Genomic DNA, 18,136 nt, shown 5'->3' on the forward strand with positions numbered 1-18,136 from the left:
TCTGGCGCCGTACTGGATCGTCCGCTCCCCGTGTGAAGCGGGTAGCCTTGCCCCATCCTTGTTTAGAATTCGGCAGCTCGCTTTCGCTCTGCATCGTCAGCTAACAGTTCGATCACCAAGTCATCGAGTATGTCAGCTTCTTGCGACCTCGTCGAGTCGGCAAGCTCAGCGAAGAGAGCATCCGATTGTTTGCTGAGCATGTCTTCGCCCAACACTGCGTCGTGCGAAAGGGTGCCGTGCATTTTCATGGACTCCTCAGCGAACGCTTGCTCAACCGCCCCAGTTCGCGCTTCGCCAACTTGGAAACGCGGTTCGATGTCGAGTGCCGCACCGACAATTTGTGTGTCCGGCGTGGCGATCGCTTTGACGGCAGCCATTGCCGAATTCTGATTGAGATGATTGATTACCAGGAGTGCATCCACGGGAGACAAGAAATTGTCGCCATTCACATCGAGATAGGGTGGCGGCTCGATTGGTTCCTGCGACGCCGGTGGCGGATCGAGTGGCCGGGAACCGCCGCTGTTGAGCTCGTTGATCACCCATAAGGCGTCAAGCGGTACGACAAATCCGCTGGCATCAACGTCCAACCGGTCAGTCTGATTTTGCCAAGGCGGCGTTACAGAGATCACATCGACGGCTACTGTTGCCGCATTCGAAATCAAATTGAACTCGTCGCGGATCGTATACCGGAAGCTATCGACACCGACAAAATCGACATCGGGCGTGTAAGTCACCGTCCCATCAACGTTGGAGACGGCCGATCCGTTGGTTGCTGGCGAAACAATATTGACTGAGCCAGGGATGATAATGCCATCCGCATCCAGATCGTTTCCAATCACGTCGATTGTGACCGATTCACCTTGCGTGGTCTCAGCCGAATCATCATTCGCAACCGGTGGTTGATTTTCATCTGACACATTAACGGTCACCACTGCCTCGTTAGAAACAGCACCTTCGTCATCTCGAACGGTATACCGGAAAGTGTCTGTTCCAAGAAAACTCAGCGACGGTGTGAACGTGACCGTCCCGTCACCATTCAGATCAACAATTCCGCTCTTCGGAATCAAAGTCACCACAACCGACTTCGAATCAATTTCACCATCAGGGTCATAATCGTTTGCAATCACGCTGATCGTCTGAGACGAACCTACCTGCGTGAACAGCACATCATCAACGGCTACTGGTGGATCATTGACTTTCTCAACGGTGACGGTGACCGTGGCAACGTTTGAAGAGACGCCCATGATATCTCGGACGGTGTACTCAAAAGAGTCTTGACCAAAATAATTTGCAGCAGGCGTATAAAGTACTGTGCCATCAGGGTTCACTTGTACGACACCATTGGCAGGATCGGTGACCACCTCAACCGAACTCGGATCAATCGCACCATCAGGATCGAAGTCGTTCGCCAGAATGTCGATCAAAACGGACGTATCTTCCTCCGTGGTCACTTGATCGTCACCGGCAAAGGGAGGATCGGGAACCGGAACAACTTCGAGTGTCACGACGGCTGGATCGGAGGAAAGAATACTCGTTGAAGCTACATAGTTGAATGAATCAAATCCGAAGAAATTCATGTCCGGTGTGTAAGTGAACGAGCCGTCTGGACGGAACGTCAAGGTTCCGTTGGTCACATCACTGACAAGCGAGGCAGTTAATGATCCACCCTGCGGATCCTCGTCGTTGGTCAGGACACCGTCGACAGGTGCAACATCGATTTCCGTATCTTCTTCCAGACTGTACTGATTATCACGAGCGACTGGTGGATCAATATCTTCGACCACCAACAAGTAGTCCTCAACCTCACCATTGTCAGCTCGGCCAATCGGTGACAAACCACCGCCCGTGCTGAATCGGAAGCGAGCAAACGCATCGCCAATTACTGCATCTCTCGGCACACTCAACAAGAGGCTGTTCAAGCCTCGATCAAGCGAGACGCTGTCCAAGACGCGGTCGCTGTCATCGTCAAACGTTCCATTGCCGTTGTAGTCAATCCAAGCATCGATAAAACCGGCAGTTGAGGCGAGAATTTGCACGGGCACGCTGCCGCCAGGAGCGATCGGCCCCAAGAATTCAACCCCGTCATCAAAGAGATCTCCAGAGGCATCCGGACTTGTATTTGCATCAAGCTCCGAATCGACATTTTGCCCCAAGAACACGTTTGAAACAACGACGTGCCGTGCCCCATTTTCGTTCAACAACGTCGGATAAGTAGGATCGGGTGTGTCACCAAAATCCAACGGAGCCGGTAGGTCGATCACAAAGCGAACCGAGAAGGGAGCTTCGTCTTGGTTCGTCTGAAGTTTGTTACCCGCGTTATCTTGGACGCCCTCGATGATCAGGGCATTCACTCCAAGCACCTCTTCGGCGCCAATCAACGCCACTTCATCACCCTCGGTGACAAAGCTATAGATGCCGTTGAGCGAACTCGACTTGATCGCGGAATCAATCAGCTGAGCCACGTCGTTTTGGTCAATTTCTGGAGATGGAACAAAGGTGATCGGGACTAATTGCCCCGTCCCTTCCGAGCTCAGCCCTGGTTCACCCAATACGGTGATGCTGCTCGATTGTGTTCGAATTTGAACATCTTCGGTCCCGCCCAAGTGCACTCTACCGTTGCCCAAATCCGCAGGGTTAAGCGTGGCAAATTCGACCGACGCAATGGCGTCAGCAACCGTTGCAGCAGTCTTGAATTGAGTATCGTTATCGTTGAAATCCATCACAACGTTTCCAACACCGAAAACATTGTCATCGTCGAACTCAAACGTCACCAACTGCCGTGAATCCTCGATGGTAAAGGTCTGACCATCGAGAACAGCGCCCGACATGCCCTCTTGGACGAGAGCGGACAGCGAAGTGTCCATCAGAGTATTCGTCGGACCACCGACGTGAACACGTCCATCGCCCAAATTGAGTGGTGCCAAGCCAAGATCGGCTAATTCAATGGCGTTCACAATCAGATTTGCCACGTCATCGGGAGTATCGGACGGTGCGAACTGGATCGGAATTCGTCCGGGACTAAATTCTTGATTTGAATCAAATTCAAAAGTCACAAGACCAATACCATTGCTCAAGGTGAACAACTCCTCGTCCGAAACTGCCGACAAGCCGCTGTTACCCGCTGGGACAATTAACGCCAAAGGTTTGGGCATTTCCAGTGTGTAACCACTTTCAAATTCGAAGCGAGTCGCAAGTTGCCCCTGATCCGCGACAAGGAACTCGAAACCATCCGGAATTTGATCAGCCGAAGTGGTGGCGATCACATGGCGATCAGTATTAATCAATTCGATTTCATAGGTAAAACCAGGCGCCCAAACACCGGCTTGAGGAGTAAGTAGGATTTCATCACTCGTCGGTTGATAATCGAATCGGTAATCGAGACCTGCTTGGAGTGGAACTCCGTCTCGCAGTAAAACAACCGAATCGACCGTGATCGAACTGTCATCCACCCCGGTGCCACTTGCCGTTCCTGACTCACCCAGATCGAGGACCTTCACGACAAACGAAGTCAGATTGGCATCTTCGACACGCACCCTGTCGACAATCGGATTTTGATCAGTGCCTTCCGCATCGTTATCAACGGGTCGGACCAACTGTGCGGTCGGTCCAGCGAAGTCAACTCGATCAATCGCCCCACGATCCTTGAAAATATTTTCGCCGATTCCTCCCGAAGGTTCGACGGACGGATCATCTGCTCGTAATTGTCCGAGGACATCAAATTCGGGGGCCAACACCGGCGAGGGCGAAATCTCAAGTGGATTTTTCACCGTCACCAAATTGGGCCGGTCCTCCAGGGAGTCCAACGCACTGTCGATCGCTCGTGACGCCTCTGCGGGATAGAAGTTTCCATCTTCTCGATCAACGAACAATTCTTCATCGGGGTTGATCGAAATTGGAAAGTCACCCACATTGAGATTCACTGCATTGTCAACGTTGCCTTGATAGAGCGTGCCACCAATGGTTGACATCGCGGCTTGTGAAAGATCAGACAAAATACCTTGTTTGAAATTCACAACAATGTTGTTCATCACTGTCGGATTGGCATTGTCTTCGAGATAGATCCCCACATCTTGGAAATCATCCGTGTCGTAGAGGTTATTGCTGGTGAGTGTTCCACCAAGTCCAACCACCGTATTATTGACGATCCGACCGTAAGGCACGGCACCGTGTTGCACTTCTTGGGTGAAGGTATCGGTCCAATTACCAGGACTGATCACCTCGGCAGCACCCTCAATGAAGATCTCATCCCCCCGTCCACGAAGGAGTGATACGTCAAGACTTGAGCTATCAATGGCGTGCATGAGAGCGTCAGCCATGTCTCGCCCTAACTGATCATATCGGCTGGCACAATCGTTCAGACCATGAACCGCCAGACAGCCGCCGTTCGCCTGCCAGAGCACAGGAATCACCCCGTTGGCCAAATCACGCGTGGCGGCACCCGCTTGAATCTGGAATGTCTGCGAATTTCCGTGCAAGTCGACCACACTGAAGAGGAAACCATCACGAGCTTCCCCGTCAGCTGCCGCAACGGGTGCGATCATCAAGACACCATTGGGATCTCCACTGAAGTGAATACCGCCGGCATTATTGAAGGCAATAACATTGTTTGTGATTGTCACGCCAGGCGCCAATTCATCCTGGTTGATCTCACGCAAGTTACGGACTGCTCCCGTATGCGGGATATAATCGCCGTTCGCAAACTGTGCATCTTTGACTGTATTCAGCGGATCATAAAACGTGTATTCGGGCAGATCTCGCAAACCATCTTCGACAACAATTCCGTACTGGCGCGAGCTCTGAATATTGTTCGAGTGAACAATAATCTGGCCTTGGTCACGTTTACTATTCGACGTTCCGAACTCGTCAAACGCCATGAACTCAATGCCGTTCGGAGCCGCCTCGACTTCAATCAGTACATTGCCGTACAAGTCGACTCGATTCGAAGTCGTTTCTCCCACGACCACTCCGCCCGACAGTGACGCGATCAAATCCAGATTGACATCCGCCGAATTGATCAAGTCACGAAGTTGAGCAGCAAGCACGAATCCGGGATCGGTCACATCAAAGTTAACCGGGATATGACCGGCTGCGACGCCGTCGTTGAACGCAACGTTTTCATATTCGAAAACCACTTCTCGCAAGCCATCACCAATCGTGAATGTCTTACCATCGAACACATCAGCGCCATTTGGGGCCAACAAGGTAACAACATTCGTCAGTCGATCGCGTGGATCGAAGCTGCGATCCGGTGCTCCTCCCAAAGTGTACTGCGAGGCGCGACGAATCTCGATTTGGTATTCACCATATTCAATCCCAGCCGTAGGTGTTGTGATTGTTGCTCCCTGATCGATTGCAAATACATCCGGAATTTCAGCGGACATTGGATAGTCAGGACGTGTATCAATCAATTCCTCGCCTTGACCGGCAAAACCGATCAACAGGTCATCGATATAGACACCTTCTTGCAGAACGGCAAAGTCTAACTCTTCATCACCAAAATCGTACAAGACCTGCGTATTCGCTTCAAAACGATTGCGAACACCGAAGCTACCGAGCTGATCAGCGGGTAAAACTTGAGTCATACCGAGCGGACCAGGATCGACAACGTCATGTCCAATGATTTGAACCTTGAAATCGTGGAATTTGATCACCTCAAGGACTCCACCGGAAAAGGTATCGGCCAAAGGTTGGATCATTGCTTCGGCAACTTCATCGGGATCCATCTCGGAATGAACGACGACCGATCGCCCCACTGTGCCAGGCTCACCTTCGACTACAACAATCGGATCGGCACTCTGAGTCAGACTCAGAGCTCCCTCGAGATTAAGTCGTTCGCTCAGCTGATGAGGAATCACTGCTGCCGGACCGTTTGCCACAATCGACTCGGCCAACAAGGCAGCCACATCGTTGGCTGTCAAGTCATCCGTAATGGTGACCGGGACATTGGTCCCTTCCACTTCACCGTCACGAGTGAATTCATAAGTAACTTCGGTCAGACCATCACCGAGCGTTATGGTTTCACCCTCGGGCAGATCAATTGCAGCCTGGAGTACCGCAGTGAATCCGAGGTCGAATTCAAACGATTCTTCATCAATGACGAATGTATCCCCATCTCGAAGGTCGGCTCCCGCGATCGCGTGCAACTCGGTACCGCCCGTTGAACGAGCTCCACCGTAATCCATCGACCCAGCCGTGCTGAAGTCAAATCGCAGTCGCAAATTACTTTGACCTGCAAATTGCCTCAGATCAAGTTTCGCTTGTCGCCAAACCGTCTCGGTCTCATTCAGGGGTGGATCGAAGGTTCCCCAGGGATTCCCGCTTGGATCGAAAGGCCGTCGAGCATCATCATCCGGATAGGGGAATGGATCTCGCTGTCCGTTTCGACCGTTCGGGAAGGGTACATCCTGCCAGGTGTTGTCATACAACTGTTGAACGTCGAGCAGGATGTCATCATCAGGATCGAAGTCAAGTAAGTCCCCGAGCTCATTCGGATTATTCGACGCCAATAGATGCCATTGCCCAGGATTATCAGGTCGACTGTTATCCGAGATAAAGACCCGGAACGTATCGCGAGCCGTCCCGGCAAAGCCCTCTTCGGTCGAAAGGTTGTAGGTGAAATACAACGCTGGTAAGTCAGCACCCGTGTATCCAGCGAGGTCAAATTCTGAACTCATCAGACTTCCGTGGGCTCCGCCCAGGAAATCATAGTGACGGCCCAAATTAGGCGATACATCGTCCTCACCAAAATAGAAACTGAATCCGCTCGTATGGCCAAAATCGTCACCACGTGCCGTGGTCGTGTGCCAAAGGTTTTCGTCAACAGTTCCAAATTGTAGACCAACGGCTCCACCCACTCCTGTCTTGATCGATGTTTGTCCATCGACAAATACGGGCTGGACTTCTCCATCCACGTTAAAGGCGTAGAGATCACCGTTTCGAGCAATTCCGAAGAGGACGTCCCGGTACAGACCGTCATCCGCGTTGGCCGGTCCAGCGGAAAGGCCGCTAAAGGAAACAAACTCACCCTCTTCGTCAGTGATCGATGCGATATACCTAGCTCGAGCGCCAGGACCATCTTGTCCAGAGATCCGATAGAAGTGGCCTTCGTCGGTCACGGCGTACATGCGAGAACCGACGAAATCAATTCCTGTGATATTGCCACCAAAGATTTCGATGCCGTTTTCGTCTTCGTAGGTCACCTCGATGACGCCCGATTCGACCACTTGCGTTCCCGCATTGGGTCGTTCTTCCGGGAAAGGAAAGTCCGGATCAGGCGGACTGAAAGGCTTCCCGATCGGAATGCGTTCCACGTCAGCACGTTCGGCGCCCGTGGCGCTCTGTGCGACTCCCATCACCGCTTCAAACCGGTAGAGAATGTTGGGAAGATAGCGTAGCGTTTCGACGGGTTCATAAGCCAGCTCGGTGTCGGTCTGCAATCGCCGGCCAACGGCGTAACCAAACTGGATATCTTGCAAAGGTCCACCGGGCAGACCGAAGGTGATGGCGTCGTACTGCATCCCAAACCCGGCGCCTTCGTTGGGTCGAGCGATCTGAGGTTCTGTCGGCGGCGGATCGGCATCCGGATCGGCAGCATCCTCATAGGTTTCCACCATATCATCGGTGATGGCTCCATCTTCACCGGTACCCCTCACCAGGACTCCATCGTTCAAACGCAATGCCGGATCGGTCGGATCGAGGTCAAGCCAGAGATAATTACCGGTTGTCGCGTCGGTCGGTGGATTGGCACCATCACTGTTGCTGTAGGCATAAAAACGTTGTCTTCGAGCAATCTCAGGATCGTCCGATGTCGGATCGAAGGCCGGGTTGTCACGAAGGGCGAAATCACCAATCACCGGATTGAATGGACCCGTATAAGCCCCCAGACGTGTTTCCCGCTTACCGGTGAAAGGATCCACGGTGAACAGGCTCGTCGACGAACTCACAAACAGTTCAACATCACCGAGCGTGTACGGCACGATGCCTTTCCGATTGACGAGCACGGGAACGATGGGATCTTCTGCCGCCGCACTCACCAAGGGGCCCATGTCGCCCACATGATCATCGGCGATTCGTTGCAGGGCGTCGATCGGCTCAGCCCGAACGTAAGTGTTACACGGCAGTTCCTCGGTAAATTGTCCAAGATCACAAGGCTGAATGGTCGCCGTGGTGATTTGCAGTAAATAAGTGCCTTCCGCCAACGAGATGGGTCCGACGAAGGGATCCAGTCGTCCAACCGTACCCCGAGACAAATCATCTAAGTCGTCGCCCGACAAAGGTGCCGGAAGATCATCGCCGATAACCGAATCCTTACTGGAATAAATCAAGGTACCCGGCGCGTATTCAGGCCCCGAATCCGTCACGATTTGAGGAAGTGCCTCAAAAATCCCAAACGAAAGATCCGCTCGGGAAAGACCGTCTGCGTAATCCAAATCGAAAATCAACTCGGCCGTATTCCCACCCGGCTCCTTCAACGAATCAAAGGTGACATCGAACATGTACCAGTCTTGCTGGTCCTGGACGGAAGCGTCGAGTTTTCCGCCAACACTGATGGCGGCGCGATCGCTGACGAGTACGTTTCCGATGTACTGCGAACTCTGAAAATCAGGAACTGCAAATCCATTGGCAGAGGGTCGAAGCAGCGCTTTGGAATTAAACGGTAAGGCCGGTGCATCATTCAGATCGGACACAATACCAAGATCTTCACCGACTTCACCCGTGAGAGGTGAATGTTGAGGCAATCCCTTGATGCGGATTCCGTCCACCGCGTAACGAATGTCGGCGAATTGCACCGTCGAACCGGGAAATTCGTCGATATCTTGCAAACGAATCTGCAATTGATAGATTCCAGAAGTCTCCCCGGCTGAAATTACATCCAGATTGTCGCTCGAACTGCGAACTCGGACGTGGTAAGTGCCTTCGCCACCCTCGGCACCGGGCAAGACAACACGGAAACCGGCGTCTTTCGGATTGAGTGTCCAGAAATCCTCCGGCTGAAAAACTGACTTCTGCAAGATGTAGGCATTCACGCCCGCTGCCGAGAAGACAGCCTCTTCCCCTAACTGCTCTGCGTATGAATTGTCGCTACGGGCAAGCACGCGGCCATTAGCATCAATTAATTCAACAACCGAATCCAACGATGACGTCGTTCGATCGACATCAAACCAGACCTCGGAACCAGCCCGAGCATTGAAGCTGTAAACATCAACGTCAGCTGGTGCGTTAAGGAATCCGTGGACTTCAAAACCCAAGCGGAGGTTGTCGTCGCTATTCTTTTCGCCGCGCCCCATCGCCCCTAGGAATTCCGCCGTCGTCGGCAAAGCATTCGTACCGGGTGCCGTCGCCGTATTGGCTTCAAGCTCCGTTGCTAAGACCACATTTCGATCATTGGAATTCTGCTCGAGTGTGATTCCTCGCCAATCCCCGGGAACACCATCACCCACCACGTCCCAACCAATTAGATCGAAGGCTATTCGGTCTTGCTCTGACAAATTCTCCTCAACCGACTGAAGAGCGGTCGGTCCCAACAGACCGATATCCAACAAGTCTTTCCAGTGTCCTGCTTGTTGTCCATCACCAAAGTTGTTTCCCGTTGAAAGCGGAATATCACCACGTCCAATGCCCGGAATCGCGGCATCCAGATTAATCGGATCGAATTCACCACCGTCGTAGAAAACGTGCACAAGATTCGGGTCCAGTGCGCGGGCCCCTTCGGTGAAGTCTTCAGCCCCGTCACCAGGTTCAAAACGGAATAAATCAAGCGGCTTCATCTGGATCGTTCGGAGCCCTCCTCCACCCGCTCCAAGCGCTGCGTCAACATCGTCAACCGCACTAACAAAACCGAGAGCATGACCGATTTCATGGATCGCGACCCCGGTGAAATCGGTGTAGCCCGGCTGAATCCCATTCGAGCGATCATAATCAAAGAATGCCGGAGCGCCACCGCCTGCATCCAGCAGATGTGGATCCGCATTAAATTGGATTACGGCATCCCGACTTTCGGTTGGATCAAATTGCGAGGCAGGCAAGAAGAGAAAACCCGGATCGATTCCAACCGCTTTGGCATTCGGTACGCTCAAGCTGATGGTAGGCGACACCGTGAAAGGACTGAGAGGATCATCCGGCAATGTGTAATTAAGTTCAGAGAACGTCGGCAGCTGTTCTACGATCGATTCATGCTCACCCGCATCATTGATGAGTAATGTGCGGAAAGTGTCGAAATCGACGAGCGCATTTTCCGGTAACGCCAGCCCAAGTGTTCCGTCTCCCAAATCAGCCAGTTCCACATCGATGGTAACGGTAATGGGATCTTCCAGTAGCTGCTCCCATACTCGCGCAGCTTCTTCTAACGCCCCGACAATCTGAGGACGACCCGTGATAATCGGGCCAAAATTCAGATCGATCTGGAAGCTACCAGGAAGTTGCGTACGATCGGGACGTCCCCCGCCATTCGTGTCATTTTGAGGGGCACCCGCCGGCGTAAAGCCCGCACCGATAGAATCATCGGATAGCGAAGTCATCACCACAGGGTGACCTGGCTGCCCAATAACGTGCAGCGATCCACCTTTGCGATCATCGATATCTAGCGGACGACCCGTCGCCTTGAAGCCAGCATTCTCGCCTCTAAGCTTGATCACCAAACTCTCGGTCGCACTACTCTCCAACCGCAAGCCACCGTAAGTATGGAAATCAGGAATGGAAATCTCGTCGAACACAACATGAACAATATCCGGATCGTCCCAAACGCTTTCAACATTTAAGGTCTGCCCACGAACCACCATTCCATTAATGCTATTGCCGTCCAAGCGGTTGTAACGAATCAACGGGCCGCGATTCTCTTCAACACCTTGAATTCGATCGATGGCTCCGGTCGCACGTCCCACATCGGGTAAGAGCTCTTGATTGATCGAATTCAGATTAATGCTGATAGCCGGCGTCTCAAAGCCGTCCGTATTCCGGATGATATTCGCTGCAATGACGGGCTGAGTTCCGCGAACAAAAATTGCGGACGAGGTATTGGTACCGCGTCCCTCACGAGTCACTTCAGCTTGCCCACCGCGACCGTCTGCATTGTTTTCCAGCACACTACGTGTAAGTCGCAAATCGCCCTGGTGTGTCTCAACGACGTTGAAACCGGCAAATGATCCTTCTAAACGAGTAAGCCCACCGCCGTAGGCGATCACCGAATAATCAATACTGGCTCGTGCCGTGGGTGCAACAAAAATCCCACCCCAATCAGCTGCCTCCGGTGCCTCGGAACTACCTTGGCGAGGATTACTCGTGCGGAAAGTACCGCCCGCACCATATCGAGTGTCCTGTAACGACGTGATGATGATCTCTTGACCTGCAAGACCCTCTGCTAAGAGTTGCGCTCCGAAGGTGACCTCAATTCGAGCCCCGTCCAACTTGACAACAATGCTGGGGTCAATTTTGAGGCCGGCATCCGTGCGAGCCAGTAGCGCATCCTCGCCAGCCATCGGACCACCTGGCCGACCGTCGATCAGCAAGTTTTCCGGCAGGACATGCGTCACATCAATGTCATCCCAACGACCGGTGACCGTCATTCGCTGCAGCGAATCTCCTGCCGGCGTCTGAATCCTTACAAACATGCCATTGATGCTGTTGTCAACAATTCGATTTCCACGGATGTCGGGTCCAACTCGTGCATAGTCGGGCGTGAACGGCACTTCCTGATAATTCACACCGAGCGAATCAACCGCTGAGAAATTGGTCTCTTCGAAACTGTTGGGATCAGCAGACAAAGCCGAATCAGCACTGTTCGTGATGGTGTTGTAACTCACCGTCGGTCGAGACTGAATCATATGAATCGGATCGATCACCTGCTGAATCGAATCGACGGTCACGTTCCCACCGCCATAGCGCATGTCCGCCTGCCCGACATGATTGAGGTAAATACCGACCTGTTCGTAGTCAAAGCGTTCTTCGGCTCGGTCCACGTCGTTTTGAAAAATAATTCCACCCCAATCCCCGGCTTTGGGTTGCGTAATGCGTGGATTGGTATCGACACCGGTTTCTTCATCGTCATACGAGGTGAAGATCACGTTGTGCTCAGGAGTTCCCAAAACTTGCAACGAGGACTCGCTTCGGTCAATGGTCACCGAAGCACTACCAACTTGGAGATTTGTTTTGAGCAGTTTGAAAATCGCCCCACCGTCAATCATCACGGTGACGCCTTTGGGCAAGATGAAGTCAGGACCATCGCTGAGCACATTTCCGTTCGAGACCCCCAGTTCGTAGGCCAGGTTGTCGCCGACCGTTGCCAGATCACCATCTGCACCAGCGTTACCGACGACCCGCATGATTTGACCTGCTTGAACTCCGTTCTCCGCATCGTCAACCGCATCGATCAGATTGTTGAAGGGACTCAGCAAACTTCCGTCACCCCCGTCGGCTGCAGCTTTGTCAACAAATACATGATCCTCCGGCGAGGCAACTTGGAGCCAGTAATTAAAAATGCCTCCGGGAACTCCATCGGCATCTCCGTCCAAGGCCGTCCCGGTCACATCCGTCAAAAAGTTATCAACGCGGGGACGAAAATCTAATCGCAGGTCGTACCGCCCCTGGCTCGTTCCACCAAAACCCGAATCTTCCACCGTCGGATCGAAATCTACATTGCCAGTCGACGTCACCGCCAGGAAGTAAACTCCGGCGTCCAATTCAACGGAGACAAACGAATCTTCACTGAAGTAATCATCGTTGCGAGCCATGACGGTACGTTGACCGTCCGCCTCGCGATACAAGGTCACAACCGAATCCAAATGGCTCGAATCATCCAACCGTTCCGCAATAATCTCTGCCGCAAACAGCCCCGGCTCATCGACTGAGAAACGGAACATATCAATGTCGTTAGACTCCGGACGGTGCAAGTACTTCCCGTGCACAATGTCGTGCGGCCCCGGGAAGACATACTCGATTTCGTTCGTGAATGCTAAGTCGAGGTCGTTGCCCATCAGGGTATATGGCGGTAGTTCGTCCGTGTGCCCCAATCCAAGCAAATGACCGATCTCATGCATCGCGTTCTCAAACCAACTGTAGCGAACCGGGTCGATCGTCTCACCGAACGAATCATCCCAGAGTTCAGTACTGTCCATGATCGCCATCGGTAGCTCAGTTTCCGGATGCAAACCCGCGAGCCCGAGATCTCCGCCCGGCTCCACGACCGCGCCTGGGTCCAAAACGCGCATGTCGCCTGTCACCACGGTGATGCCAGCGTCCGGCGTCTCAGTAAATTGAACCCCCAGGTAGTAGGCGTATAGACCGAAGATCTCGCGAGCACGTTGCTTTTGATTCTCTGTAATCAGATTGAACAGTGGATTACCGAACGGATCTTGCCCGTAGGCTTCCTGGAAGTTGTATTCAATCGTCAACAAACCATCTGTAACATCCTTCCCATCCTCGTAATCAAAATGAGATTGAATGTGTTCGATGTCTCGGTGCCCCGGTTCATTTATCGCACCTGGAAAATCAAGTGGGTAGCCATCTGGATCGATACTCTCGCTAACGATCTTGCTTGCTGCCAACACACCCAAATCATTGGCCAGATCAAAACTGGATCCGGCGTCCGCATCCGGTTGAATGGCAACAGGAACCTCAGGAATTGCTTCGTCCGTGCCCACGCGGAGCCGGTAGGTGCCCGCCCCAGTCGAAAGCTGGTCCAAGCTCGAGGCAAATGTCAGACTAACCAGGTTCTCCGCCGGGTCGTACAGCACAGAACTTGGCGCGTGAATCACGTCATCCGTGTTGGTGACGGTACCATTCGTGAAGATCAATTGATAAAAATTAGGATTCGTCGCGGAGTCTGCAGCCAAATCATCTTCGTTGAAATGGATGTCGATGCGGTCGGTCGCTTGCTCAAGTCCACCTTGCTCATTGCGACTGAGCGGCTGTGGGACAACGGCGATCAACTGAGCACCCAAATCAAGCTCAAATCCAACTCGAGTTCGATCTGCACCCGGCACTTCCGGGCGGAAAGCATCGCCTTCCTCGTTACGTAGAGCGACGTAGTCGTTATTCGTATCATCAATCGCGAACACCTCGATCCGATAAAGATCATCAGGCAGGGTTTCCGCGAAGCGCATCACCACTTCGTTGGTACGGGTTTCATCCACTCCCACGTAACCGGGCTGCACGATGATATCGGAAACACCATCGAACGAATTATCAAATCCGGCGCGTGTGATCTGAATCCCATCCAACGTCTCACCATCGATGCGTTGAGATTCATCAAACACGAATGTAAGTTCTTGCGGCGCAATGTTGCGAATCGCGCCGTCGCGCAAAACATCACCGAAATTCGGCTGAATGGAAATCAGCTGGGGTGCGACTGCCAACAAAACACGATCTTCTAACGACTCTTGCTGAAGAGCTCGTTGCGCGATCGATCGATCAAGCGGTGTGCGTCGTTTGCGATGGGAAAGTCCGTGTAGCAACTTCGAACGACGAGCGTATCTTTCGCTCATGAATTAATCCTCGAAAATCTCGCGACTTCGGTGAATGGCTCTGAATTTCATGTCAGAGCCCGAATCGGATCCTTGGAATCGCATCTGGCCGGTGGCGCAGGTGCAGGTTGAATGGGCCAACCAACACATGATCCTCCCCTCGCGCAGTAACCATCCCGGTTTTGAAGTCCGCCCTGCATGCAACCGGCGTACCATTGAGACTCTGCGCAACACAAATTCCAACAAACCTCTGAAACCAAACAACTTACGACAACCTAATAAGTTCCGCGCGACTGTCGCATTTTGCGACAACCGATCGATAACGACTCAGCATTCCCGATCGATTAAGACGCAATCCAATCGCACGCTCCGCAAAAAAGTGCTTAAAAGACAAGCGCCCGGTCGGCACTCGACGCGCCCACACTTGCGACCTGCCGCTGTTAACTAATTGAAGTAAAAGTACTTGTGTAAGAACCGATTATAGTCTCGCAAAGGCCAACCTCAAGAATGCAATCACCACAGCCAGCCTAATCGCACCATTTTAGCAAGGGATGGCTTATCAATTGTGAGAAAAACCAGAGCATTCGTCGGATTTGAATACGGAGACCAGATTTGGCTCTTGAGAACGCTGAGCCCTGCCCGCTGTCGAACCAGTTTCCGAACCAGGAGTAAGTCCGGAGGGTAATCACGCCCAATCGCGGATCGGGACGGATCCCTCGTTCAGCCAACCACCTATTTGCGAAGAAAATAGCGTTCCAGCAGAAACATTCGTGGCTGATCTCGCGAAGGCGCTGTTCCAGAAAAGCGACGTTAAGCTCGCTTTGCAAACCAGTGCTGGGGTCGCAAACTTCCACAACACCGACAGCGGTACGGCCAGAGAATCGAAGCAACCCCAAAAGTCACAGCGATCAATACGAACCTCGAAATAGCATCCAACTGAAGCGGAGAGTGATATTCCTCTCTCCAACAGCTGCTACAAAAGCATCTTCTACGACATTTCATTCCGTTGCCTATCCCTACCTATTCCGCCTTGCCTGCACCAGAGCCCTATGATGCCGAATTTCAAAATGAATTTCAAGCGATCAAATGAGCAAAACAATGCAAAACGGCCGATTCATCGCCGAGTACACGCCGAGTACACGCCGCCTGCTCGAAAAGGTGTCCCCACCAATCGGCCGTTTCAACGGACGATTGAGTGCCTATCGAGAAGCAGAAGAGAGAAGCTAGGGCGCAGGGACTTGAACCCCGACCAACGGAACCAGAATCCGTCGTGCTACCAATTACACCACGCCCCAATGCAGTGCGGTTAATCTAACACATCCACCATCTTCCACGAAAGTCCGTAGCGGGTACCGATCTGCAGCTGACGGTTGAGTCGGCGAAATCGGGCCAATTCAGCAGACTCTACCTGGCTCTTCCTGGGTCTCCCAAATCCCCACGACCACTTTTCTGTCGGCCCGCCCCGCTCGATCGACCCGGTCGTTGAGCCCAAAAGAATTTCGCCCTCCAGCTGGGGAGAACGGGGAATCCGTCATACGTCGGCTGGCACCCTGCCCGTTGACGACCCGTTCGATCGGCATCTAAAATTGAAATCTAGGGATTTTTTATTTTTACAGCGGTGAACGAATGGCTTACCTCGAGGCCAATAACGGTCCTAGCGCCGGCACCCAGTACGAGCTCGGCCTGGCAGATACACAAACACTGGGGCGGAGCCCTGATTGCCACATTGTCGCCGATGGGGGTGCCGTCAGTCGTGTGCACGCGCGGCTGAAACGACTTGGTGAGACCTTTTTTGTCGAGGACATGCGAAGTCGAAATGGCACCTTCGTCAATGACCAGCCCATCAGCGGTGAACATCGCTTACAACCGGGCGACGTGATCCGAGTATGTGACATTTCGTTTACCTTTCATTCGGCGAACCAAACCGAAGATTCCAAATCGTCAAACAAAGCAATTCTGTTCGACGACACACAGGAATCATCTCCTTCCACCATTATGTCGAAGGTGGATCTATCTTTGGAGAATGGCAGTGTTCACTCTTCCGCCTCCGCCGATGTGAAGTTAAAGGCGTTGCTCGAGATCACCAAAAGTCTGGGGAAATCAGTCGCGTTAGACCAAGTCCTGCCGCAAGTCCTGAAAAGTCTTTTCAGAATTTTCATTCAGGCAGATCGGGGCTTCATCATTTTGAAAAACGAAAAGGGTGAACTAGAGACAAAATGGTCGAAAGTTCGCCACGAATCCCAACAGACGTTTCGGATCAGCAAAACGATCCTCGATGAAGTGATCCGCTCAAAACAAGCGATACTCTCAGCAGACGCAGCCGAGGATTCACGATTTGAGATGAGCCAAAGTATTGCTGATTTCCACATCCGATCGATGATCTGCGCTCCGCTGGTCAACAGCGAACACGAAGTGATTGGGGCAATGCAGATTGACACGGACAATCAGCGAAATCGATTTCGCGAAGAGGACTTGGAGGTATTGGCAAGTATTGCCACACAAGCGGGCATCGCAATCGACAACGCTCAAATGCACGAAAGTGCGCTTTTACAGCGTGAGTATGAAAGAGATCTTGAACTGGCAAGAGAGGTCCAAAAGAGCTTTCTCCCCGACCATCGTCCCGTCGTTCCCGGCTATGAGTTTTTCGACTTCTACCAACCCGCTAATCACATCGGTGGTGACTATTTCGACTACATCCAACTGCCTGACGGTCGGCTGGCAATCATCGTTGCGGACGTCGTAGGACATGGCGCGGCAGCCGCTTTACTCATGTCAAAGCTTTCAGCCGCTGCTCGATTTTCTCTCGTATCCGAGCCTTACCCATCCGAGGCCCTGACACATTTAAATCGATCCTTGGCACCGGCGACGTTCGACGGTCGCTTTATCACCTTAGTGATGCTGATCCTCGATCCAACAACCAGCCAAATCACCGTTCTCAATGCCGGCCACATGCCTCCGCTAATTCGTCGCTCGGATGGTTTACTGACCGAAATTGGAGCCGAGCAGGCTGGTTTGCCGCTCATGATTGACGCAGACTACAAATATCGACAACATGTCGATCAAATCGGTCCAGGTGATACTTTCGTTTTATTCACGGATGGCGTTACAGAAGCCATGAACAAAGCGGACGAATTGTACGGAATTGAACGATTACGTGACTGTATCGCGATCTCACAGCCCGAAAAAATTGGGCAGCAAATTGTGGCTGATGTCCACAACTTTGTTGATGCGGGTCCCGCGAAGGATGATATGTGTCTAGTCTGCTGTGGACGGGATAAAAGTTAAGTTATAACCAATACTTGAACCATTCAGGGGAATAAGTAGCCAGGCAGCGGTATCGAAAAAAATACGCATCCGGCGGAGTGTTTCCAACGGAAAGCTACAAGACGACCCGATTTCAATTTGAAAGGTTTCATTATGAAGAAGTTGTTTGTTATTTTGGCGCTGGTTAGCTTCGTTAGCTTAGGCTGTAAGAAGTCGGAGACACCATCCAGCACTCCAGCTGCAACTCCAGCTGCAACTCCAGCTGCAACTGATGCTCCAGCGGACAAGGATGCTGCGGCAGCAGATGATACCAAGAAAGACGACACCCACGCCGACGAAGGCAACTAAGCTCGTCCGGTTTGGGATCAAAGGGATCAGGCACCAAGTCTGTTCCCTTTTTTTATGGGACTTTCCCA

General features: G+C 52.4%; 3 protein-coding genes and 1 tRNA gene. 2 read left to right on the forward strand and 2 right to left on the reverse strand.

What is annotated here, in order from left to right:
• Positions 1 to 62 precede the first annotated feature (62 nt).
• The gene (locus tag P8N76_23600; GenBank protein ID MDG2384675.1) at positions 63 to 14,477 is read right to left on the reverse strand and encodes an NF038122 family metalloprotease; all 14,415 of its coding nucleotides are present in this window, start codon (positions 14,475 to 14,477) and stop codon (positions 63 to 65) included.
• Positions 14,478 to 15,679: 1,202 nt separating this feature from the next.
• A tRNA-Gln gene (locus P8N76_23605) sits at positions 15,680 to 15,751 on the reverse strand.
• A 331-nt stretch (positions 15,752 to 16,082) separates the two neighbouring features.
• On the opposite strand from P8N76_23605, the gene P8N76_23610 reads away from it, so the two are divergent.
• Together P8N76_23610 and P8N76_23615 are read left to right on the forward strand one after the other, a co-directional pair.
• A complete protein-coding gene (locus tag P8N76_23610) occupies positions 16,083 to 17,741 on the forward strand; it encodes a SpoIIE family protein phosphatase (GenBank protein MDG2384676.1) in 1,659 nt (552 codons plus the stop codon).
• A gap of 132 nt (positions 17,742 to 17,873) precedes the next feature.
• Positions 17,874 to 18,068, forward strand: a complete 195-nt coding sequence (locus P8N76_23615; GenBank protein ID MDG2384677.1) for a hypothetical protein — start codon at positions 17,874 to 17,876, stop codon at positions 18,066 to 18,068.
• The last annotated feature ends 68 nt before the right edge of the window (positions 18,069 to 18,136 follow it).

It is taken from the genome of Pirellulaceae bacterium, assembly GCA_029243025.1.
Lineage (GTDB): Bacteria > Planctomycetota > Planctomycetia > Pirellulales > Pirellulaceae.

Bases quoted from the DNA above. Each gene is read 5' to 3' on its own strand.
- P8N76_23600 (MDG2384675.1), bottom strand. From the start codon at position 14,477: ATGAGCGAAAGATACGCTCGTCGTTCGAAGTTGCTACACGGACTTTCC.
- P8N76_23610 (MDG2384676.1), top strand. From the start codon at position 16,083: ATGGCTTACCTCGAGGCCAATAACGGTCCTAGCGCCGGCACCCAGTAC.
- P8N76_23615 (MDG2384677.1), top strand. From the start codon at position 17,874: ATGAAGAAGTTGTTTGTTATTTTGGCGCTGGTTAGCTTCGTTAGCTTA.